Here is a 23,933-nt window from a genome sequence, read left to right as displayed (position 1 = left end):
GCTTATGTTTGGCAAAAGAAAAGATGATGAACAAATGATTGGAATTATTGTCGATGATACGGAAAGGCGCATAATCGTTAGAGCCCTGGCCGACTTAAGGGACAAGCAGCGCATGGAACATAAGAACCATGACTTTCTTGATACCCTGATTGTCAAGGTTTGCGATGCACCAGTCACACCGACAAGAAGCGGTTATGAAAGATCGTAAGCAGGACGATTACATCTTTCTGGGACTGCTGATAATACCAGTCATCTGGTTCGCAATATTGATTGCACCCTATTCAAGCGGTGGTTTGATTTATGCCCTTCCCTATATCAGCGAGGCAATCAACCACCCTTTTTCTTTTTCCTGGTGCGACAATACGCCAAGAATGATTCTTATATTCACCCTGATTTATGCAATTGGTGTAATGGTCTATCTGTCAACAATGAAAAACTACCGAAGGACAGTTGAATATGGTTCTGCCAAATGGGCCAATGCCTTAAATGTAAACAGGAAATATGCTAGCAAGAACTATCTTGAAAACAAGCTTCTCAGCCAGAATGTCCGAATTGGACTCAATGGCAAGATCCACAGAAGGAATCTCAATACCATTGTCATTGGTGGTTCCGGTGCCGGAAAGACCCGCTTCTATTGCAAGCCTAACATCATGCAGTGCAATACATCATTTGTTGTACTGGATCCAAAGGGAGAAATATTAAGAAGTGAAGGATACATGTTGGAAAAGGAAGGATATGTAATCAAGGTCATTGATCTGATTGATATGTCAAAGTCACATGGCTATAATCCATTCCACTACATCCAAAGCGATAAGGATATCCTGAAGCTGATAACCAATCTGATTCGCAATACGACTCCTAAAGGATCACAATCCATGGATCCCTTCTGGGAAAAATCGGAGACAGCACTACTGGAAGCACTGATGCTTTACCTGTACCATTACGCTCCAGAAGATGAGCAGAACTTTACAATGGTAATGGAAATGCTGACCTATGCCGAAGTAAAAGAGGATGATGAAGAATATGAGTCACCTCTTGATGAACTGTTCCATCACCTGGAAAGATCAGATCCGGATTCACTTGCTTTAAAACAGTACCAGATCTACAAGCAGGCAGCTGGTAAGACCGCAAAATCTATTCTGATTTCCGTTGGCGTAAGACTGGCAGCATTCAATCTTGATTCGATGGCATCACTGACAAAATTTGATGAACTGGAACTTGATAAGATCGGTGAAAGGAAGACAGCCCTCTTTGCGGTCATTCCAGACAATGATTCAACATTCAACTTTCTTGTCGGCATGTTATATACCCAGCTCTTCCAGATGCTGTATTACCAGGCCGATTATGTATATGGTGGTGAACTGCCTGTCCCCGTCCATTTTCTGATGGATGAATTTGCCAATGTTGCCCTTCCAGATGAATTCGACAAGCTGCTTTCTACCATGCGTTCCCGTCAGATCTTTGTATCAATCATCCTGCAAAATCTGGCACAGATAAAAACATTATTTAAAGATAGCTGGGAATCCATTGTCGGTAACTGCGATGAACTCTACTACCTTGGAGGCAACGAGCAGTCTACCCATAAGTTCATCAGTGAATATCTTGGCAAGGAAACGCTTGATACCAATACCTTCGGAAAATCCACAGGTCATAGTGGAAGCTACTCCACCAACTATCAGCAGACTGGAAGAGAACTATTAACACCCGATGAAGTCCGTCTTTTAAACAATGACTATGGACTTCTTTTTATTCGTGGCGAACTGCCTATCATGGATAAGAAATATGATCTTCTGAAACATCCAAACATCAATGAGACAACCGATGGAAAACAGAAACCATATATTCATGGAACAGCTAGCCACTTCATTGATGACTGGCAAAACATCCTTCTCAGCGATAACGAATATGAACTGTTATCAGATGAGGAAATGGATGATTACTTCAAAAATCTAGAAAAGGAGACATCAAATAATGAAACTCAATAAATGCAAAAAGATACTATTCATCTTATACACAGCACTTGTACTAACTGCAAACCTGACAATGCCTGTATTTGCAGCCAACGATCCGGTTGCGGTAGTCAATAACTTCTCTGAATTCATGTTCGGACTGATTCGTGCTATTGGCATGATTCTTCTGGGATTAGGAATCGTACAGGTTGGATTATCCTTGAAGTCACACGATCCATCACAAAGAGCTAATGGTTTTATGACTGTAGCTGGTGGCATCATCATTACATTTGCCAAAGAGATACTGAATATCATTGTTGGATAAGGCGGTGATTTCATGGAGGGAATCATCGACAATCTAACAAGCGCCCTAAATACATGGAATGAAAAACTGGCAGAGATATGGATGTTACTAACTCAATCACCGGAATCATTCAAAGGTGGTGATATTTGGAATATTATAGTGAAGATTCATGGAGCATTACAGGCAATCGGTCTGTCCCTATTGGTATTATTCTTCCTATGGGGACTGATTAGAACCTGTACCAATTGGCAGGATATCAAACGACCAGAACATGCCTTCAAGCTGTTTCTTAGATTCGTTATTGCAAGAGGTCTTGTCATGTATGGTATGGAACTGATGACTGGAATATTTGAGATAGTACAAGGTGTCATCTCAACAATCACCAGAACGGTTGGATTGGGAACAGCTGAAAGCACCGTTATCCCACAGGAAATTATTGATGCGGTAAACAATACAGGTTTTCTTGAATCAATACCGCTATGGGCAGTAACTCTGCTTGGATCCGTATTCATAACCATACTTTCATTTATTATGATTCTTACTGTGTATGGTCGATTCTTTAAGATCTATATGTATACAGCCATATCCCCTATTCCACTGGCTGCAGCAGCTGGTGAATCAACACAGAATACAGCATTCACCTTTATAAAAAGCTATGCTGGTGTATGTCTTGAAGGAGCAATCATCCTATTGTCATGTGTGATATTCTCAGCCTTTGCTTCATCAGCACCAGCAATTGATACTTCTGCATCAGCTGTATCAATGATATGGAGTTATATAGGTGAATTGATATTCAATATGCTGGTATTGGTTGGAACAATCAAGATGTCAGATAGGATTGTTAAAGAAATGATGGGACTTTAAAGTAAAATTATTTTACCTTTAGTTTTATATTGTATTTATAGTATATCTGTTGTATACTTTATTTACAAAGGTGGTGGCCGTATGCCAGAGATTGATTTACTTCAAGAAAACTTAAAACTCATCCGTCGCAGTGCTGGTTGGACCATTGAAGAGCTAGCAAATAAAATTGGAGTGACAAAGCAAACAATCATTAATCTAGAAGGATTAAAATCAAAAATGACAAAAACAACTTATATAGCCATTCGTGCTGTATTAAGTGATGAAATGAGTACACATCCAGATGAATGCAAGATGCTATATGATATACTGGACATTTTTGTAGATAATCCAGATAAGTATTCTGAAGAATTGCGTGACATACTTAAATCTAAAGCAAATGTTGTAGCTCCAGCCGCTATGACCAATGATATTTCAAGAAAAGATGTTTCCAGAGAATGGACAGATATTTTATTGGCAATTTCTGCTGGTATTGGTACTTTCGCAGCGGGTTATGCTTTAGGAGCCACTAATCCTAATCTTTTAAAAAACACAATAGAAAAACTTGATATCACAAGTTGGACAAAAATATTCAAATAGGAGGTACTTATGTTAGTTCTAGGTATTAATAAAATTTTGGAATGGTGCCAGATAACATCTGGAGGTCGAACTTATACTTGCCCTACAAAATATATAGATGGCAAATTATTCTTCAAATTCAAAAGGGTTTGGCATCCTGTTTCAGATTATATTTCTGAACATGCTGATGAATTAGTAAAGATTGGTGGAAAAGTATTTTCCAGACCTTTTAAAGAATAAAAATAAGGAGGAGAGTTAATATATGTCTGATAGATTTCCAGGAATCGATTGGTATTGTGATCGTTGTAATGCTCATTTGAATGATCAACCAGGATTTGACGACCACCACTACGTTTGGGTATGTACTGAATGTGGTCATAAAAACAGTATTTCATCTGACAACATCTACGAATCAGAAGAAGAATTTAGAAACATAAGTAATTCCTGACTATTATGAAGTTATAAACACTGCGAATCAATGGAGGTTAAAAATGCAATTTGGTGATTCAGAATTAATTTATGAAAAACACGGAGTCAAACTGTTAAAAGTTGGATGTAGATACGATAGAGAGGTTTACTGCGTAATTGGAAATGGTCCAACCAAACACTTTGAAGATTATGATGATGCTTTAGAAGAGTATAATCTTCGATGGATGAAAATTGAATACGGAGAGTAATTACCAATTATTATTCAATCCTACAATATGTAGGATTTTTTTCATAGAAAGGACAATTAAATGAACAAAACAATCAAAAACACTATCGTCTTTACCAACGGTGACAGCGTAGTGATCAACGAACCAATTTCATTACCACTTAAGGAAAAGGTAATGTACAAGATCAAGAATTCTGATAAGAATGCCATTATCAGCACCAGTACTGGTGAAACTGTAATTCCAGTTAACAACATATTATTTGCTACTTCTTCACCATTCAATATCGAAGAAAAGGAATTGGATGGATGCTATGAAATCTAATTTCGAAGTAAAAATCAATAAGGAAATAAGAGATTATACAGAATCCATATTGTTTGGACTATCCCTAAGGCAAAGTATCTTTTCAATACTTGCCTGCGGATCTGCCTGTATAATCTATTTTTCATGCTCAGATAAGCTAGGACAGGAAGTTACAAGCTGGCTATGCATGCTTGGGGTATTGCCATTTGCCTGTTTTGGCTTTATCCGGTTCCAGGGAATGTATATGGAGGAAATCATATCGACCGCCTTCTATTCCCTAATGCTGAACAAAGCACAATTGATCAACAAGCCATTTAACCTATATGAAGAAATCTTCTCTTCTTATATTGATAAATCACGAAAGGAGTCCATTGTACATGATAAAAAGCTTCGAAAGAATCAAAAAGCAAAACAAAGAAAGAATAAAGGTTCCTAGAACCGTTCAGGATACCATCCCTGTTGATACCATCTACAAGGATGGTATTTTTCGTATGGGAAACAAGTATTCCAAAAGCTACCGCTTCCTGGATATCAACTACAAGATTGCTTCCGGCGAGGACAAGAACAACCTGTTCCTAAGCTATAGTGATCTGTTAAATTCCTTTGATTCATCCGTTATGACCAAGATCACAATCAACAACCGTAAGATTGATCTTAAGAAATTCAAGGATGATATTCTGATTCCTATGAAAGATGATGGATTGGATGTATATCGTCAGGAATACAATGATATGCTGCTGCAAAAACTGGCAGAAAGCGATGATATCATCCAGGAAAAATACATTACAGTCACAGTATTCAAAAGCAATATCGATGAAGCTAGATTCACCTTTTCAAGAATCACATCGGAGTTTACAACGCTGTTCTCTAGACTTGGCAGCGCCTGTATTGAACTTGATGCAGAAGAAAGACTGAAGATCCTACATGACTTCTATCGAAATGAAAATGATGAATTGGTATATGACATGAATGATCTTGCCAAGAAAGGCCATTCCTTCAAAGATCTGATCACACCAGGCATATGCAAATACAAGAGCCGCTATTTCCAGTTCGATAACAAATATGGCCGTGTACTGTATCTAAACAATTACCCTGGTTTTCTGAAGGATGAATTCGTATCGGAACTATGCGATCTGAACCGCAATCTCATGTATTCAATGGATATCATATCCATTCCTACTGATGAAGCAGTCAGAGAAGTTGAAAACAAATTCCTCGGCGTAGAAAAGAACATTACCGACTGGCAAATGAAGCAGAACCGCAACAACAACTTCTCAGCCATCATTCCCTATGACATGGAACTGCAGCGAAAGGAATGTAAGGAATTCCTAGATGATCTGATCGTAAGGGACCAAAGAATGATGCTGTGCAATATTGCTCTGGTCCATCTGGCTGATACTTTGGAAGAACTTGATAAGGACACCGAAACACTCAAGTCAATCGCCAGAAAGTATGTATGTGAACTGGATACATTATATTTTGCCAAAAGACAGCTGGATGGGCTTGTTACTGCTCTACCGATCGGTGTCAATCGATTGAATATAACAAGAACACTATTAACTGAAAGTGCAGCGGTATTCATTCCCTTCCGTGCTCAGGAAATCATGGACAAAGGTGGTATTTGGTATGGCCAGAACGCCATCACCAACAATCCGATTCTCTGCAACAAGGAACTGCTGCAGAATCCTAATGCCTTTGTACTAGGAGTACCTGGATCAGGTAAGTCTTTCTTAACAAAAGAGGAAATCGAATTCATCATCATGTCTACAGATGACGATGTCATCATTGCCGATCCTGAGGGAGAATATGATCCGATTGTCAAAGCCTTTGGTGGCCAGGTCATTGATATTGGTACTAACAGTTCCGATCATATCAATGCAATGGATATGGCTGAAGGATATGGTGATTCTGGCAACTCAATTGCTGATAAATCACAATTCGTTATGTCTTTATTTGAGCAGTTGGATACCAATCATGGTGGAATTTCTTCAACTGACAAGAGTATTATTGACCGTTGTGTTGCCTATGTTTACCAGGATGCTTTCAATGGTCACTATACCCCTACTCTTAAGCATCTATATAAGAAGTTATTGGATCAGCCAGAAACCGAAGCAAAATCACTTGCAATCAAACTCGAACTGTTCACAAATGGATCGTTGAATATCTTTGCTCATGAAACCAACGTAAACATCAAATCAAGAGTATTGTCATTCAATATCTTTAATCTTGGAAAACAGCTTAAGACAATGGGGCTGCTTGTCATTACAGATGCCATTATCAACCGGGTGAATGAAAACTGGCGTAAAGGCAAACGTACACATGTATTCATTGATGAGATCCATGTCATATTTGAAAACGAGGAATCAGCGACATTCTTTGCTTCAGCATGGCGACAATTCAGAAAAAGGGATGCCTTCCCTACCGGTATTACTCAAAATGTTAAGTATCTTCTTTCTTCGCAGCAAGGTACAAGCATGTTGTCTAATTCATTATTCATTGTGATGCTGAATCAATCACCTAATGACAGGGAGGATCTGGCGAAGCTGCTTAACATATCTGAAGAACAAATGAGCTATATAACTAATGCCCAGACTGGCTGCGGATTGATCAAATATGGTGGATCCATCGTGCCATTTATAAACAAGATGCCAAAAGGAAAACTTTATAATCTGAATACAACAAAACCAAGTGATCGTAAAGAAATGATCAATAAGAGAAACTATAAGGGATAAGCTGAATGCTTGTCCCATTTTTTAAAGGAGACAAGAATGAACAGCATCAAAACCAAGCAATCAATACAAACCATTAAAACGAAGGATTCCAAAGAGAATCTAAATCACTTTATCAAACAGCAAACCATCCACAGTAAAGAAAACAATAAAGAAGATTCACCATCTCCTAAAGCAAATGCATCTGCAAGAGCTATAGATAACATCAGCACTACCGCTAAATCAACTGCATATGAGTCAGCCTTTCGAGCAAAGAAATATGTTAAGCAGAAACTGGAACAGCATCGTACAAAGAGGCAAATAGAGCGTACCACAGCAATCATGGATTCTTCTATACCTAAAGTTACTTATATGTCAAAAGCTAAGCGATATGTACAGAAAAAGATCAAAGCTTCAAGCATCAAGGAAGCAGCAGATCGAATTATTACTAGACCAGCAATACAGACATCAGCTAAATTCATATCAGTTTCCTTTAATGTTGTTAAAAAGACAATTGGTGGAATCAATGCACTATTATCTTTCGGTACCGGAGTCATACTTATTGTGATAATGACGCTATTTATCGGCACTTTCTCTGTTTTAGCTCAGGATGGTGGCAGCAACAGCATGATCATTCCATTAAGTCCGGAAGTCATCGCCTACGAAGAAACGATAACAAGATATGCAGAAGAAAATGGAATTGTAGACTATGTTCCAATACTAGCAGCCATTATGATGCAGGAATCTAAAGGACTAGGAAATGATCCAATGCAATGCAGTGAATCAGTGTTCAATACAAAATATCCAAGAGTACCTAACGGGATAACTGATCCTGAATATTCAATCGAATGTGGTGTTAAATCATTTGCCGATTGCCTAAATAGAGCTAATGTAAAAGACAAATCCGATACAGAACATCTATATATGGCTATACAGGGATATAACTATGGAAATGGCTATATTGAATGGGCAATCAGCAACTTTGGAGGCTATTCAAAATACAATGCCCAATTGTTTTCAGATGATATGAAAGCAAAACTAAATACATCAACATATGGTGATCCAGAATATGTAGATCATGTCATGCAATATGTACCTGTTACATTTAGAGGTGGTATCAATCCTAACTTTAACAATATGGAAGCCTGGATAACAAAAAACCCATATGCAAGAGTTGGCTTATATGGCCAATGCACATGGTTTGCCTGGGGCAGATTCTATGAATTATATGGATATGATCCAGGATTTACTGGTAATGGATGGAACTGTGTAGACCAGTTGGTAGCTGCTCATCAGGACTTATTTGAAAGATCACTAACACCAAAACCTGGGTCTGTCTTCTCCGGTGTTGGTGTCAATCATGTTGGTATCGTCATTGCTGTCGATGGGGATTATGTTACTATCCAGGAAGGAAACCTTGACGGCAAGACAAATACCTTCCAAGATGCAAAAATGGACTGGCATACAGTCACCTATACATTGAATCAGTTAAGATCTTATTATAAAGGTGTGGTATTTGCCAATCTAAAGTAAATAACGGCAAAGAAACTCATTTCAAATAATCTTGTGTGTAATACATTTTACATTAATATCTCTTTAAAGTTATGTTTAATATGGTTTTGAATTTCATAATTATCTATGTTATGTACTATAGACAAATAATTGATAACCTCTTGAAAAAAACTAAAATTATAATTATCTTTCAATCCAACAGTAAACGGAGCATCACTTTCTATAAGTATTCTATTGATTGGAAGCTCGTTAATGATCTTTCTTCCGTTATTGGACTTAATCATTTGGTGGTTTATGGAGAAATAATAACCTCTGTCAATTGCCGTTCGTAAACAAGTAATACCTCCACTATACCAGTGAAAAATCACTTTACCATTAAATGAAGACAATATGTCAAGACAATCTTTTTCTGCATTTCTTGTATGAATGCTCAAAATTTTATTGCCTGCCTTATTACATGTGGAGATGATTTCTTCAAAAACCAATCTTTGATCAGACTTATCTTCTTCGCTTTTATGATAATAATCTAAACCAATTTCTCCAATATACCTAGTAGTATTGATGTTCTTTTTGAATAAATTAATTTGATTTTTATAATCATGAGAAAGCTCCGGATGGAATCCTAAAGCAATCCTTATATAACGAAATCCTGTATACTTTTCTTTATATTTTTCATATAGTATAGGCAAATTGGTCATTGCTATAGTATACGACTTATTTGTCTCTATATAGTTTAATACTGTATTTTTGTTATCATATAGATCGAAATGCATATGTGAATCCATTATAAAATCATTCATATAAATCCTCCAAATATGACTTCATCTCCTCCATACCTCTAATATATAATTCAGTAAATTCATTAATATTATTCGATATTCTACCACTTAGTTGAATTACCATAAAAGCATATTTTGGATTGAAATCTTCAAAGCCTAATCGATATGAATTTAAGTTGGTTTTTGCCACTTCACAATTTTTAAATAATCTATCTCTATATGAACTTTTGTCATGTATTCCAGCTTTTTTCATGGCTGCTTGTCTTATAACGCATGGCAGGCAATAACCACAATGACGTGCTTGAGTTTCTCCTAGCATTCTTCCATTATCAGGATGAGAGCAAGACATTGTGTTTTCTATATTTTCTATCATAAAAGACTGATTTTTGCATTCCTTAAGCATTTCGCCTTTAGTTTTAAATTGATATGGATTATATAACAATACGGGTAATTCCAATATTTTTAATAATTCTTGGAACATTTCCATATAATAAGGATGAGTAGTTCTTGTACTACTTGTTCCTATTCTAGAAAATGTGCTCGGTATATTCAAAGAAATAAATCCATTTTCTGGAATAATTAAATCGATGTGTTTATGAAAACATGAAGCTACTGCGATTGCATGAGAAAAAAACATAAACGAACGAGTTCTTGTAGTATCTTCTACACCACTTACAACTTTCGCATAGTACTGATGAAAATCCTGTGCATTTAATCCGTACTCAATAACAAACTTTTCTTTAAGAATATCTTGATATTCTTTTGTTCCTTTACCTCCACCATAATGGCTAATAAACAAGGTTTTCTTTTTCTCAGTTTCTAACAAATCAATAGCACCAACAAAAGAATCCAAACCACCTGAAAACATACATAACTGATCATAATCTGTAGAGGTGCTATTTGATTTTTTCCAAACATCATATTTGTTTCTTTCGAACTGGTATAACTCTCTTTTTCTAAATATAAATTCCCAACTATCTCCACTTAAGAAAGAAAGCATATTTTCCAATAACTCTTTTGCAATGTTCCATTTGTCAATTTCTAAAACAGGTATAAATATCTTAAACTCTCTACTCCAACCATCTAAAGAAGAGCTTCTTAAACACAAACGATCTGCAGCGAAAACAGCTAGAGAAATGTATAACAAATCCAAGGCTTGATTTGAATACCAATATGGTAATACGTGTTTATTATGCCAAAAAGTATAAGAGAATGTTTCATGATTTGAGAAATTGATTTCCACACTATTTTCTTCAGTTTGAAATGTATCTTCTTTATCTATCTTAGCATTAATAATCATATTATTCCCTCCAGAACTTTTAAGCATTTCGTATATAAATCCTGTATTACTACTCCTACCTGTTGATTTACAATATCCCCTTGTGATTTAAACTGAACATCCACGATTCCTGCAATTAGCTCCTTAAATTTTCTTTCTACTAACGCCGCATTTTGAGCATTTGATATATATTTTTCCAACCTGCTATCCAAATCTTTCATCATCGTTATCCATATGTATGAAGCTATATAATCTCTTAATGCAATGTTCATTAATTCCTTTGGCATGCTATTTAAGCACTCCACATTTAAATCATTTTTTTCAACATAATCATACACTTCTGATAAAGCCTCAACCATTGCCTTTCTTGCAGTAATATCTTCTTTTGTGTTTGACAAAGGCGATATTACGTCAACTAGTCTTGAAAAAATTTCTCTAACTGAAAGATTCGCATTGTTTATACCGAAATTATAAAGTGTAATTTCAATTCCATTCTCATAAATACTGTTAAAGAATGTGCCAAAATTCACACCAGCTCTAATGCCCGATTTAGATTGTGCAACTAGTTTATTAGTACCACCTGCAGCTTTCACATATTGTTTTGCGATATGTTTCAAAGACCCTTTGTTTCCACCACTATTAATGTACTTTGAAAAATCAGATTTAACAGTTTGCCATTTTACAACTTCGGATTGATCAATGGGAGAATTTTCATCATTATTAAAATCATTAGGTAATAGTGCGTTTTTATCTGTTCTTCCGTTAAAAATGCTTGACGTACCCATAAACTACTCCTCTGCCTCTAATAAAGATTCGATTGCCTTTTGAAGTTCTTTATTTGTACTTCCCCACATTACTGCAATATTTTGAACTTCTTGTTTTTTGTTCATTTTTTTGCCATAATCAACTACATAGCTTGCGCAACCTAAACTAATTTGGGAGCCTGATAATGATTGCATGTAATTCAACGTATCACTAGTTAATAACGATTTTCCTTCTGCAAATTCCAAAAACGCACTAAAAAGTTCTTTACTAATTGAAGTATCTGCTGATAATGACGAATACATTGCATCTAATATGGTGGCAGATTCAGCGTCAGAGATTTCTTCAACTTTTTTTAGTGCTTGTTTTACTTTTATATCTGATTTCGACAACAAAGAATCCAGAATGACTTGTCCATTTGGAGAAAGAATTCTTGAAACTCTACTTATCTTTTCATCCAATGATGTTCTTGTGAAATAAAAATAAATATTTAATGATTCATTAGCTAAATGTGGTTCAAATTTACACCATCGCAAAAACCATTCATCATCAACCCATGTTTTTAATTCTGTAATATTCTCGAGTTTTCCTTCTTCAAACTGTGATAATTCCTGTTTCAAAGTATTACTTCTTGCCATTTCAGCGATCTTATTAAAAATCCTTGGTTTTATGTATTCCAACATCATTATTTTCGCTAAAATTCTACTATCCAGCTTTTTGTTTTTATAAGATGCCATATCTAGCCTCATATACATTGAATTTAAAAATCGTTTGCACTGTCTTGGATTGCCATGTAGGCCATTTGAAAGAACTGAAGATAGTTGACGAGCAACAGTTAAATTCGTTGTAATTGATTCACATAAACTCTTATCATTTACAAATAAGTTAGTAACATTTTCGATTTTAAAACTTTCAAAATCTTTTTCTTTTTCCTCTTTAACCCATTGCAGAACCTTCTTAAACTCTTCATTTGATAATTCAGACTCCAATAATAAACAAGTAAGATATATCTCAACTTCATCGGAATCAAGTCTTGGAATACGGATTGGATATTGAATTAGCTTTTCAAGATATTCCTTTCCTATATCGATTTGGATTCCTTCAATATCTTTAAACTTACTTTTAACAGCATACGATATATGACGCTCATCTGCGCCTATAACGAACGCTACTTTTCCATTAAAAAGGAATAATTTTATTGCTTCTAAAGTATCCAAAATTGTATCTGGTCTGCATCTATCAAGCTCATCAATAAAAACAACCAAACGACTAATTTTGGACTCTTTCAATAGTTCTCCAAATTCCGATTGAAATTTGCTAATGTCATCACGTAAATTCTTATTATTAAGCTCATCTTTGATAGTGGATATAACATTATTAACATTTTTTTCCTCTTGCATTATATTCGTACTCTGTAAGAATGTTTTCATGGAGTAATCAATCATTGAGGCAATTCCACCTGTCATCCAAATATCAGTTACTAGTTTTAGTGAATTTTTAGCCAATTTAAATTTATCAACACTTTTATATAATCCTTTTATAATACTCTTTGCTTTTTCACTTAAACTAGTATTCTTATTAATTTCGTCAAGAATTGTCCCTAGGATTGATGTCTTTGCGTCTTCATAATTTTCGAAAAGCCATCCATTAAAATAAACGCATTTGATATCTTTATCTAGTTCTTCCAATTGTTTTTTGCTCATACGCATCAAACTTGATTTCCCACTTCCCCAATCACCATAGATACCTATACTTGCAGGTAAAAGAGAGTCATTTGTAACTATGTTCTGGACTGTTTTAATCAAATAGTCATAATCAAGAAAGTCAAGTTCAGTCTCATTATCTTTCCACATTTACTCTACCCCCAAAGCTTTATACACTGCATCTTCTGCACTACTATAGAAAATCAAGCTGAATCTTCCGACTAAATCACTTGGTACAGTTGCAAGATCTGCGGCCGATGTAATTGGCAACAATACTTTTTTAGCTCCTGAGTCCAAACAGACTTGTAAACTATTTGCTAAATTATCTGCCTTCATGACAGTACCACTTATTGTAATATCACCTAAAATTGCCAACGAAGATAATGTTGGCTTACTTAATGCAATAGAACATATAGCAATTAAAGTTGGCATCGCAAGTTTTGATGTCATACCTATTCCTTGTAAGTCACGATAATCAATCAAATAATCCTTAGTCGTTGTACTGATAGACTGAGAAATACGGCTTGCATTCGCCTTCAGATAGTTAAATGCAATGTCTGTTGCCTCTTTAGTATCACGATCAGTTCCAATACCAGTTCTCGTTAGTTTTCCATTGCCTGGCAACATTTGTGATTCAAGACGGAACAATCCAATCATACCATTTTTACCTTCAGCCACAGTATAAACTTGTCCTGGATTACACATACCTTCTGGAATCAATGTGCTGGAACCCTGTTCAGGAACTGATACATATTTTTCTTCAAATGTTTCGTTATCTCTATATGAGAAGTTAACGTCATAGAATTCCATACCACCTATTTTCTTAAGCTGTTCTTTGACTCTTCTTCTCATTTCTAAAGCTATACGCAATACTTTTTCTAATTCTTCCTTACTGTAATTGCCATCAGGATATACTAGCTTTATTAATCCAGATACCATTTTCCTAACCGCAATAGTATCTCTTTGATTCAAATTTTTGCCTAACTTATAGTATTTATCTAAAGCATCACCTTGCTGATCTTTACGCAGTGTTCTTAATACTTCAGATAAATAATCCGTTATAAAACCGTAATCATCTGTGAAGTGTTCTGGCCTAAATTTAGGAATTTCCCATCCTGGAATATAACAATGCATACGATCTAAGAATGCAGTATCTGTACCCATTTCAGGTGGAAACGGATCAAATAACGATGATGTTTTTAATAGTACATCAACACTTTGATTTATGTTACCAACAAATACCATTGAAGCACTGGCAGCTTTTTCTTCTTTTCCACGTGCAAAAGATCCGGATGCCATATAATCTTTCATGATCTGAATTCCATCATTATCTTTAAACTTGATACCAGCAACTTCATCAAAAGCTATACAATCCCATAAGCCAACAAGGCCAACCTGTTTTCTGCCCATGTTGTAGAAAAGATTAGCTACTGTAGTCTGACCGCCAGATACAAGTATGCTATTTGGTGATATTTCCTTATATAGATGTGATTTACCTGTACTACGTGGTCCTAATTCACACAAGTTAAAGTTATTTTCAACTAGTGGTACCATTCTTAATAATAGCAACCACTTTTCTCTTTCAGTTAATTTATCTGGCTCCATACCTATAGAGCGCAACAAAACATCTATCCATTCTTCTTTTGTGAAATTTGCTCTATTAGCTTTATATTCTTTTATTTCAACACGTGGCATTTGGATTGGATTCAATTTTAAAATTCTGATTGGATTTTCATATTCCAATTGAACAATACACCAGATGCCTCCACATAATAAACGATCATATTTTTCAGGATACTCTTCTGAAATAGGAATATCTTTAACACCAAGATTGGAGAATTCAGCTACATATATATCTCGTTTAATATCTAAGGAAACAGTAATTCGATCAATAACGGTATAAGAACCTTTTTGCCTTAAAACCGATAGGGTCTTTTGTGCTTCATCTGGACGAACAAAGTTATCTGCCAGTATCTTTTTTACCTTTTCAACTCCTTGTTCGATAATCTCTTCATCATCAGAACCACAATATTGGCCAAGCAAAAACTCCAGTACATAAACTGGCACATTGGCTCCTTCTTTTATTTTCTTCGTTAGATCTTTGCGAACAATCTTACCACTAAAATTATCTCTTAACTTTTCTTTTATTTCTTCTCGATTAGCACAAACATGATCCATTATCTCACTCCCCAATCTTTATGTTCTTTAAACATTTAATCTTCATCGTAAAAGTCTAACAGCTCATACGTTGTTATAGGCTTATATTCAAACTTGATATAGAAAATCCGATTATCCGCATAAATACAGCATTTAAGGGCTGTTCATCACTTGAAAAAATAAGTGTTTTACCACGAATTTACCATAATTGAATATGAGTCTTGATATGACGAAATATAAAGGGAGATTGCACGTATAATAAAACCGCGTATCTCCCTTTAACAAACTATCTAAAGTTTTCTACATTTATAACTCTGGAAAAACAATCGCACAAATTCATGTTGTGAGTGACCATGATTATAGTAATGCCCTTTTCATTTAATTCTTTCAAAAGTTTCATCACTATCAATTCGTTCTCTTTATCAAGTCCAGAAGTTGGTTCATCAGCTAATATAATCTGACTTCCTTGCAAAATCAATTTAATAATTGCAATTCGCTGTTGCTCTCCACCGCTTAACTGATATACTTTTTTGTTAAGCATGTCACTTAGCTCAAATTGCTTTAAATACTTATTGATTAGTTTCAGTTTTTCTTCTTTTTTTACTTTTTTATATTCAAGAGCTAATTTTAAATTCCACAACACGCTTTCATCTTCTATTAGTCCATAATTTTGAAATAGATAGCCTATTGTATATCTTCTCAAAATCATAGCATTTTTACCGTTCATGGACAAATTTTTATGACTATCAATAGTGATTGTTCCCTCGGATATATCAGTAATCAATCCTATTATATTTAAAAGTGTCGTTTTACCTGCCCCGCTTTTCCCTACAAGCCCCACAAATTCGCCTTTTTCTATTTCTAAAGATAAATTTTCAAATAGAACCTGATTTTTCCCATATTCTTTTTTGACGTTCTTTAATGTAATCAATGACATACTTATGCCCCCTTTTCAATCTCATATAAAGCGTTTGAGATATAAATTCTATAAAGCAATTCGCAGAATATGTAGTCAATAAGTATAATCGCAAAAAGGCAAGCAAAATAATAATTTATAGCAGTTAATACGCCTGATATAATTATTTCGATTCCCCAAAAAATATACCGATTTTTCAGTGTCCTAAAATGAGAGAATCCTAAAATCTCTTTTGCCGCATATCTCTTTCGATTTACAAAAATGTCCACATAATTTGAAATATACAAAATAAACAGTAAAGACACTATAAAGACAATCGTAAACATAGTGAGTGTTTTAAGAACGAATGTCACATTTTCAAGTTGCATTAAATAAGGTGTAAGTAATGTTCCAGCTGTAACTAATTGCTCTAAATCATATTCTGATAACAAAGAAGAAAAATCTTCTCTTGACTCCATTTGAAAAAATAAACACCTTGTATTTAAAGAATCCAAATAGTAAAGTCCTGCAAAATTGCCCGTATCAACAATGATAACAGGATTAGCCATATCCGAAAAACCATTTTCTGTATTGACTTTTATCGTAGAATCATCGTCTATATAAACAACATTAAATTTATCAATAGTTTTTTCTTCTCCCGGTATTCCATAAAATTGATTGTAATTCATCAATCGGAAATATTCTTGCTTAATATATTCGCTAATAGAATTTTCATCATTCTTATATTTATGTGGAACTAATACTGTTGGTTCACTAAATATATCTTCTCCCAATGGTTTTCCACTGAGCTGGATATTTGAAAATTCATTCAGATAATTTCTATTTGCAATAACAAGCTGTTGTTCATAATAGGGGCGTGATGTCTGCAAACCACCGTCTGTCCTAAAATCACATAGTAGTGAATGGTTATGATTATACATCTCTAATGTTTGTTCAGAATATTTTTCTAATATGTCTGTGTTTGCTAACGCATAATCATACTCCGATGAATTAAAACCATTAGCGGTATAATATCCGTCCAGATACTTATAATCTAAAACAGCTTGTTGGCTTTGTCTAAATGAGTTCCCCTGATTCAGCAATGAAATAATAGTGATAGCGATTATTACCGAAAAAATTATTTTTATAGCCTGAACTACAATATTTGTGCCGCTATTTAAAGTCTTATTTTTTATCATTGCCTCTAAAGAAACAAACTTAATTAAAATACTTGTAATTAAAACACAAAGTATATTTATAGCTAAAACACCAATAAAGAACAGTACACTTGTTGCTAAATAAGAAAAATCATATCTGTTTGTTAATGCGTAATATAAATTTAGCAAGAACAGTAATACTAAACATATTACAGCAAAATATTTTATTACACTGGTAATTTGCTCCTTTAAAATATGTATAGTAGAAAAGCCCATGCTTTTTTTAATACCTATTTTTTTCAAACTATAAGACGTATAAATACAGTATATGATTTGAAGTACAATAAATAAGATTACAAAATTCAGAAGATTCAATTCTAATACCATACTATACGGAATAGCGTCATTTTCAAAGTTATTTATTGCGACGGACAGTTGAGAAGCTATCTCTTTAATTGCGTTAGCTGGTAAATCTGTATAGAATACACCAACACTATCTAAAAAATCTTCCTTTTGCAATTCATGATATTGAAACAAAATAGAGGAAGATATAGGCTGTTTTTGTGTAAACTCATTTAATGGATAGCAATATAAATCATAAACAGATTTATCTGTGGAAGTGAGCGTATTGTTAATGAGTTCTAATTTATTTTGAGAATATTCTTCTGTAAATATTGTATAAAATTTGTCGAGAATTTCTGGCGATGTTTCTTCTAAAACATACCCTTTTAAATTCTCAGTAGCAATGTTATTCTTTTCATAAATGTTGTAAATAGAAGTATTAAAAATATATGCAAAGAGTATGACTTCAAGGAAAATAAAAATCTTTAAAAATTTTTTCATAACATACGCCCCTTTCTTTGAAGAAATGTATAAAATAGGGCGAGACAAATAGCCCCGCCCTAGGTGTTTGAACTATTTTACTTAATATGGATAATAATCATAATAAGATGTTTCGTTCGCCCACCAAACTCTCTTTGCATCTTTGTAAGCGTAGTTTGACTTGAATCCACTGGTATATGTATCTCCGCCGACCTTTACAGTTGCCTTTACCATGTAGTTGCGACTAATACCTGCTTTACGCCCAATTTCGGAATATACAATGGTGTCTGTTTGCCCTCCATTGTAGTACAAATCTCCACCCGCTACATCAATAGCCCACGCTGTAAGTGGAGCGCCGACAACCATAACTGCTGCTACAAGACCAACTACTTTCGTTCTCAACTTCTTTGCTCTCATTCGATAAACCTCCTTTCTCTTTTTTACTTTTTGATAGTTTTATGTCACGTACTGTTTTTACTAACCTCAACATAACATATATTTCATTAAATGTCAAGTTATTTTTGTTTCTATTTTATATATGACCTCTTTGTTGCTATCATATTTTGTGCATAATGCACAAAATCAAAGTGCCAATATTAGTGCTTTCCACGATTGTACTTTTACAATGAAAAGACGAAGTACCTGTGATAAATTCATTGCTCTAAAATTATTAGAGAAACTATACAATATAGCTATCCTTTTTTCTCTTGTCTGCCATAAACAGAAAAGAAAAAGCCCTGTCAAGAGCCTGCCACTTCTTTAGAAGTGGTGCTTGCACTCTTGATCTGGGCTTTTTGTTTGCTGTATCTTTTTGCAAGAGGAAAAAGGCTACTCGTCCCCGTTGTCAAAATGGCTGTCCTTTAAGACTTCCCGCAACAGCTCCATATCTTCTTTTGAGTTGGGATTTATCCTCTTTACAACCTGATAAGGTGTACCGTACTTGTGTCCGTCTGTGCTTTCCCCGAACATATCCATGCTGTATAAATCATCATAACGGTCTAATACTTTCTGAAATTTCAAGTGCTGGATAAATGTTTTGATAGGGTAAAGGTCGGACGCTTGTATGTCCTCTCCCTTGATATAGTCTGTGATGTATTTCCGCAACTGCTCCAACTCATACTCTAGCCATTCTTCTTCACTGTCAAAGAAGTTATCATAGTGTCCGTGTTTCAGTTCTGCATTTAGGCGTTCTTCCGTCCGTAAAAACTTGCATACCTCTTTTTCCGCCTGTTGGACAAACTTCCATTCTCCCGACAACAATTCATTCGGTGTTACTTCCAGTACGTCCATTATCTTTTCCAGCGTGTCAAAGGTGGGATAGTTTACCCCTCGTTCAATCTTAGAAAGGCTCTGCATATTGATACCGATGGCGTCCGCAAGCTCCTGCTGTTTCATTTTCCTGTGTTTTCTTATGGTCTGTATGTTCTCCCCTAAAAAATTTATTTTCTTTGTGTCATGCTCCATAACTTCTTATATCTTTTCCTTTCCCGGCTTTTTCGTTCCTTTATAAGCCTATCATACTTATTATAGCCGAAAAAGTCAAGAAAAAGTTCTTGACAAGTAATTCTAACGGCGTTATTATCATGGAGGATATAGTGATTAAGCACAATGAGGTCAATCACACGCTTGAGTAGGCATAGAAAAGAGTTATTTTCGCTTTGATAGCATGAATAGGCATGGACTATCCGACCGAAAACGGTGTTTCTTCCTGTGCCTGCCCCGTTTAGCCACGAGCCTCCCAAAGGCTCGTGAGCGTTAAGAACGGGGCTGGTGCAGGAAGAAAAGGAACGCCGTAGGCGTTCCGTACAGGGCGTATATGTAACACCGCCCTGCGCATACATGTCATAGTACCTAGAAACTGTGATAAATAAAGGACAAAACACGATTTTTACCCCGCAAAAAAACGGGGAGTACGAAAGGAGTAATGCACTATCGCAACACATGAAAATTTATCCGTCAAGATTGATTACATCAGCATTGTCTTTGATACGGCAACGGCAGAAGATGTGATACGGCACATTTTATGCTTGCCGACCGATATTTTTAATGTCTATCCTGCAACGGTCAAATTTAAGACGTATCAGGCGCGTTGGGAAATCGGAGATATTTATGTATCGGGCGACGCAAAAAAGACAGAGGACAACCCACAAGGGCTGGGCTGTTATCTCGTGATGACAGGCAGGGGGTGTGATGATATTTTCCGTATCCTCGATAACAACGGCTTGACCTTTGGGGATATGTTCGGACGCTGTGAAAGGAGATATGGGGCTGGAAACTACCATTTCACAAGGCTGGACGTTGCCATTGACGACAGGAACGAAACGCCGTTCTTTACCATAGAGCAGATAAAGAAGAAATGTGAAAAAGAGGAATTTATCGCCAACAGTGAGGGCTACCATTTTGACGAGAGCAAGTTTGATGATTTTGACACCGCAAAGACCGTCTATATCGGGGCTGGAAAATCGGGGCTTTCCTACCGCTTTTATGACAAGGACAAGGAAGTGTGCGGCAAATACAACAGGACGCTTGATGAAGTCGGGAGTTGGAAACGGACGGAAATGCAACTGCGTGATGAAAAGGCTCATGCCTTTGCTATGGCATTTCAGGCAAGACCGCTGGAGATTGGGGAACTGGCTTTCGGACTGCTGGCGGACAACCTGCGTTTTGTCGTAGCAAACAGGAATGAGAGCAACAAGAGCAGGTGGAAAACGTGCCGTTTCTGGCAACGCTTTTTAGGGGCTGTGGAACTTTTAAAACTCCATGTACCCACACCGCATAATTCCCTTGAAGAAACGCAACAGTGGCTTACAGAGGGTGGTGTCATATCCGCTGTCAAAGGCTTTTACTTCCTCGAATCCCATGACGCTTTAGGTGGGCTGGAACGTGTCGGGGATATGGTAGATAAGGCAAGGTACAGCACTTCCCTTTCCAGCAAGCTGACCGCCCATTTACAGCGGATAGACAGGACAGAATTGATACCCTACGTCCAGTATGACACAAAGAACAGGTAGGGGGGTGGCATGATGAACGAAAAGATTGATATTCCTGTATGGGAAAAATACACCCTTACCATTGAGGAAGCGTCAAGATACTTCACAATCGGACAGAACAAGCTACGCCGATTGGTAGAAGAAAACCGACACGGCGACTGGTATGTGATGAACGGCAACCGTATCTTGATTAAGAAAAAACAGTTTGAGAAATTTATGGATAAAACAGACGCAATCTAATGCAAAAGAGCCTTGTATGTGATATTATTTCAGTAAGTCATATCAAGGCTCTTTCTTACGAAAGGAGCAGATAAGAAATGTCGGAAAAAAGACGGGACAGTAAAGGTCGCCTCTTAAAGACAGGAGAGAGCCAGCGAGCAGACGGAAGATACTTATACAAATATGTGGACAAGGCAGGAAAGACAAGGTATGCCTATTCATGGAAACTTGTGCCGACAGACCTCGTACCTAAAGGCAAGAGGGACGGGAAATCCCTAAGGGAATTAGAAACGGAGATACAAAGGGATTTACAGGACGGTATCGACACAACAGGCGGAAAAATGACGCTGTGCCAGCTATACGCCAAACAGAACGCCCAGAGAGCCAACGTAAAGGAAAGCACAAGACAGGGCAGGAAAAAGCTCATGCGGACATTAGAGGGCGATATACTGGGGGCTAGGAGCATTGACAGCATACGCCTTTCAGACGCTAAGGAATGGGCGTTACGCATGAAAGACAAGGGCTATGCTTATCAGACCATAAGCAATTATAAACGCTCGTTAAATGCGTCATTCCGCATTGCCATAGCGGACGACCTCGTGAGGAAGAACCCCTTTGATTTCAAGCTGAATGAGGTCATAGAGGACGACAGGACACCACGGCAGGCATTGACCGAGGAACAGGAAGAAAGGCTCTTGTCCTTTGCCAGCAGGGACAGGGTATATAAAAAGTATTATGACGCAATCGTAATACTGTTAAAGACAGGGCTTCGTATCTCGGAACTGTGCGGACTGACAAGGCAGGATATAGACTTTGAAAACGGCGTTATCCATGTAGACCACCAGCTATTATCCAGCAAGGAAACGGGCTATTATATCGAAACACCAAAGACAAAAAGCGGTGTGCGTGATGTTCCCATGAGTGAGGAAGTGAAACAGGCATTTGAGCGTGTCATGGCAAACAAGGCAAAGGCAGAGCCGACAGAGATAGACGGGTACAGTGGTTTCCTCTTTCTGAACGGGAAAGGCTTTCCTATGACGAATGCCTATTATACTTCTACTTTCGCTAATCTGAGAAAGAAATATAACAAGAGCCATGAGGACAGCTTACCAAAGATAACGCCCCATATCCTGCGTCATACGTTCTGTACCAGACTTGCGAACAGGAACATGAACCCTAAGAGTTTACAGTATATCATGGGACACGCAAACATCAGTATCACGCTGAACCTGTACGCCCATGCGTCCATAGAGAACGTCAAGGCAGAATTAAGAAGCATGATAGCTTAAAGTTTTACCACGATATTTACCACGATTGACCGTGAGAAAACGTGATGAAACGTAGCTGTTTGGAAGTATCAGCCGAAAAGAGAAATGCCCGTAAAGCTGATAAAATAAGGCTTTGCGGACATTTAAGAAGATATGAAAAGATAATCAAAAATTTATATTAAGTTTTACATAAACCTTATATTTCTTAACTAGTTCAACCAGTTCATTGCCATCTATAAGAGTAATTGGTCTTCCTTCTAATGCTGCATCTTTAGCTGCTTTTGTAAAACGGCTATTTGTAATAAACACGCCATAATCTGCATTATATTTGCTGACAGCACCTAAAAACTGGTTAATTTCCGGTTCTGTAACAGGTCCGCTATTATACCTTTTGCATTGAATGACTACTTTTGTAGTTCTAAAATCACTGGAATCCAAATGGTATCCATATCCATCAATACCACCATCATTTGAAATCTGTACTCCTTTTTCAGTGAAGTTTACTCCCATCTTGCTTAAAAGCATCCTTGAGAAAGCTTCAAATTTCTTAGGTGACATTTTAGATATTGAATCTAATAAATTCTGTTTGAATTCATTGTTGTATTTATCTTCCAGACTTATATCATCATCAATGATTTCTTTTTCGTTCTCTTCCTTGCTAACCTTGGTAGATTGTTTTGCTTTACTTAATTCTTCCCAATGCTTAGCAGATTCCTCGATTACATTTTTGCCATTGAAATTTGCAAGATCTAGATTAAGACCTTTCTCAGTTAAGGAAATAACTGGATTTCTTTTTTCAAATTCTACCAATCCAACAAACGAAAGATCTTTTATTGCAAAGTTAAACTTAAACGCAAATTCTTTATATTCATTACCAGTCTTCTTGGATTTTTTAACCTTACTAGCAAATTCAGCAATATCATCATCTTCAGCACAGATCTTTTCTTGTATCTCTGTGCGAGTTAATTGGCCGCCCGCTGATTGCAACGCCTTTAAAATAGGAAGAAGTAAATATTCAACACGCTCATCGTGACTTAATTTTTCAAGTTTCAAA

23 protein-coding genes are annotated in these 23,933 nt (G+C 36.2%); 13 read left to right on the top strand and 10 right to left on the bottom strand.

All coding sequences use genetic code 11. The features are described 5' to 3' along the window. Positions 1–4: 4 nt before the first annotated feature. The 10 genes from NE665_RS05200 (at position 5) to NE665_RS05155 (ending at position 8,869) form a co-directional block, all read left to right on the top strand. The gene (locus tag NE665_RS05200) at positions 5–208 is read left to right on the top strand and encodes a hypothetical protein (protein WP_195294500.1); all 204 of its coding nucleotides are present in this window, start codon (positions 5–7) and stop codon (positions 206–208) included. Continuing rightward, positions 195–1,985 (top strand): VirD4-like conjugal transfer protein, CD1115 family, encoded by a 1,791-nt coding sequence (locus NE665_RS05195; RefSeq protein ID WP_195294529.1) that lies wholly within the window; start codon positions 195–197, stop codon positions 1,983–1,985. The genes NE665_RS05200 and NE665_RS05195 overlap by 14 nt, the downstream gene beginning before the upstream one ends. After that, the gene (locus NE665_RS05190; protein ID WP_195294498.1) at positions 1,972–2,274 is read left to right on the top strand and encodes a glutamyl-tRNA amidotransferase; all 303 of its coding nucleotides are present in this window, start codon (positions 1,972–1,974) and stop codon (positions 2,272–2,274) included. Before NE665_RS05195 ends, NE665_RS05190 begins: the two co-directional genes overlap by 14 nt. Before the next feature lie 12 nt (positions 2,275–2,286). Continuing rightward, complete coding sequence (locus NE665_RS05185; protein ID WP_195294496.1) at positions 2,287–3,117, top strand: hypothetical protein; 831 nt, start codon at positions 2,287–2,289, stop codon at positions 3,115–3,117. Positions 3,118–3,198: 81 nt separating this feature from the next. Continuing rightward, the gene (locus NE665_RS05180; RefSeq protein ID WP_195294494.1) at positions 3,199–3,693 is read left to right on the top strand and encodes a helix-turn-helix transcriptional regulator; all 495 of its coding nucleotides are present in this window, start codon (positions 3,199–3,201) and stop codon (positions 3,691–3,693) included. A 9-nt stretch (positions 3,694–3,702) separates the two neighbouring features. Then, the gene (locus tag NE665_RS05175; protein ID WP_195294492.1) at positions 3,703–3,912 is read left to right on the top strand and encodes a hypothetical protein; all 210 of its coding nucleotides are present in this window, start codon (positions 3,703–3,705) and stop codon (positions 3,910–3,912) included. A 251-nt stretch (positions 3,913–4,163) separates the two neighbouring features. Next, on the top strand, positions 4,164–4,349 hold the full coding sequence (locus NE665_RS05170; RefSeq protein ID WP_195294490.1) for a hypothetical protein: 186 nt from the start codon (positions 4,164–4,166) through the stop codon (positions 4,347–4,349). Between the two features lie 60 nt (positions 4,350–4,409). After that, positions 4,410–4,649: a hypothetical protein gene (locus NE665_RS05165; RefSeq protein WP_117445871.1), complete on the top strand. Its 240-nt coding sequence runs from the start codon at positions 4,410–4,412 to the stop codon at positions 4,647–4,649. Between the two features lie 356 nt (positions 4,650–5,005). After that, positions 5,006–7,360 (top strand): VirB4-like conjugal transfer ATPase, CD1110 family, encoded by a 2,355-nt coding sequence (locus NE665_RS05160; protein WP_195294486.1) that lies wholly within the window; start codon positions 5,006–5,008, stop codon positions 7,358–7,360. 36 nt (positions 7,361–7,396) lie between these two features. Then, positions 7,397–8,869: a lysozyme family protein gene (locus NE665_RS05155; protein WP_195294484.1), complete on the top strand. Its 1,473-nt coding sequence runs from the start codon at positions 7,397–7,399 to the stop codon at positions 8,867–8,869. A 47-nt stretch (positions 8,870–8,916) separates the two neighbouring features. On the opposite strand, the gene qatD is transcribed toward NE665_RS05155, so the two are convergent. From qatD to NE665_RS05110, 9 genes are all read right to left on the bottom strand, one after another. After that, positions 8,917–9,648, bottom strand: coding sequence for a Qat anti-phage system TatD family nuclease QatD (qatD, locus tag NE665_RS05150; RefSeq protein WP_256302477.1), 732 nt, complete (start codon positions 9,646–9,648; stop codon positions 8,917–8,919). Beyond that, the gene (gene qatC, locus NE665_RS05145) at positions 9,641–10,927 is read right to left on the bottom strand and encodes a Qat anti-phage system QueC-like protein QatC (RefSeq protein WP_256302476.1); all 1,287 of its coding nucleotides are present in this window, start codon (positions 10,925–10,927) and stop codon (positions 9,641–9,643) included. Before qatC ends, qatD begins: the two co-directional genes overlap by 8 nt. Then, positions 10,924–11,691, bottom strand: a complete 768-nt coding sequence (locus tag NE665_RS05140) for a hypothetical protein (protein WP_195295785.1) — start codon at positions 11,689–11,691, stop codon at positions 10,924–10,926. The genes qatC and NE665_RS05140 overlap by 4 nt, the downstream gene beginning before the upstream one ends. A gap of 3 nt (positions 11,692–11,694) precedes the next feature. After that, a complete protein-coding gene (locus NE665_RS05135) occupies positions 11,695–13,521 on the bottom strand; it encodes a P-loop NTPase fold protein (protein ID WP_256302475.1) in 1,827 nt (608 codons plus the stop codon). After that, positions 13,522–15,549, bottom strand: a complete 2,028-nt coding sequence (gene brxL, locus NE665_RS05130) for a protease Lon-related BREX system protein BrxL (protein ID WP_195295302.1) — start codon at positions 15,547–15,549, stop codon at positions 13,522–13,524. It abuts the gene before it with no gap. A 265-nt stretch (positions 15,550–15,814) separates the two neighbouring features. Continuing rightward, positions 15,815–16,465, bottom strand: a complete 651-nt coding sequence (locus NE665_RS05125) for an ATP-binding cassette domain-containing protein (RefSeq protein ID WP_009243732.1) — start codon at positions 16,463–16,465, stop codon at positions 15,815–15,817. A gap of 2 nt (positions 16,466–16,467) precedes the next feature. Further along, positions 16,468–18,423 carry a hypothetical protein gene (locus NE665_RS05120; RefSeq protein ID WP_101629281.1) on the bottom strand — a complete coding sequence of 652 codons (1,956 nt, stop codon included), beginning with the start codon at positions 18,421–18,423 and terminating at the stop codon, positions 16,468–16,470. Between the two features lie 81 nt (positions 18,424–18,504). Further along, positions 18,505–18,819: a hypothetical protein gene (locus NE665_RS05115; RefSeq protein WP_009243730.1), complete on the bottom strand. Its 315-nt coding sequence runs from the start codon at positions 18,817–18,819 to the stop codon at positions 18,505–18,507. 411 nt (positions 18,820–19,230) lie between these two features. Then, positions 19,231–19,866: a helix-turn-helix transcriptional regulator gene (locus NE665_RS05110; protein WP_101629280.1), complete on the bottom strand. Its 636-nt coding sequence runs from the start codon at positions 19,864–19,866 to the stop codon at positions 19,231–19,233. A gap of 497 nt (positions 19,867–20,363) precedes the next feature. Between NE665_RS05110 and NE665_RS05105 the strand changes: the two genes are divergently transcribed. The 3 genes from NE665_RS05105 to NE665_RS05095 all read left to right on the top strand — a co-directional run bounded on the left by NE665_RS05105 (position 20,364) and on the right by NE665_RS05095 (position 22,900). After that, positions 20,364–21,413, top strand: coding sequence for a replication initiation factor domain-containing protein (locus NE665_RS05105; protein ID WP_257963366.1), 1,050 nt, complete (start codon positions 20,364–20,366; stop codon positions 21,411–21,413). 12 nt (positions 21,414–21,425) lie between these two features. After that, positions 21,426–21,632, top strand: a complete 207-nt coding sequence (locus tag NE665_RS05100) for an excisionase (protein ID WP_101629282.1) — start codon at positions 21,426–21,428, stop codon at positions 21,630–21,632. A gap of 77 nt (positions 21,633–21,709) precedes the next feature. Then, complete coding sequence (locus NE665_RS05095) at positions 21,710–22,900, top strand: site-specific integrase (RefSeq protein ID WP_101629279.1); 1,191 nt, start codon at positions 21,710–21,712, stop codon at positions 22,898–22,900. Positions 22,901–23,044: 144 nt separating this feature from the next. Here NE665_RS05095 and NE665_RS05090 read toward each other — a convergent pair whose 3' ends face one another. Beyond that, the gene (locus NE665_RS05090) at positions 23,045–23,932 is read right to left on the bottom strand and encodes a restriction endonuclease (protein WP_256302474.1); all 888 of its coding nucleotides are present in this window, start codon (positions 23,930–23,932) and stop codon (positions 23,045–23,047) included. Position 23,933 lies beyond the last annotated feature (1 nt).

This window comes from Clostridium sp. DFI.1.208 (genome assembly GCF_024463855.1).
In the GTDB taxonomy this organism is placed as follows: domain Bacteria; phylum Bacillota_I; class Bacilli_A; order Erysipelotrichales; family Erysipelotrichaceae; genus Clostridium_AQ.
The sequence above is the reverse complement of the archived record's forward strand: the minus strand, read 5'-3'. Positions and strand labels throughout refer to the sequence as shown.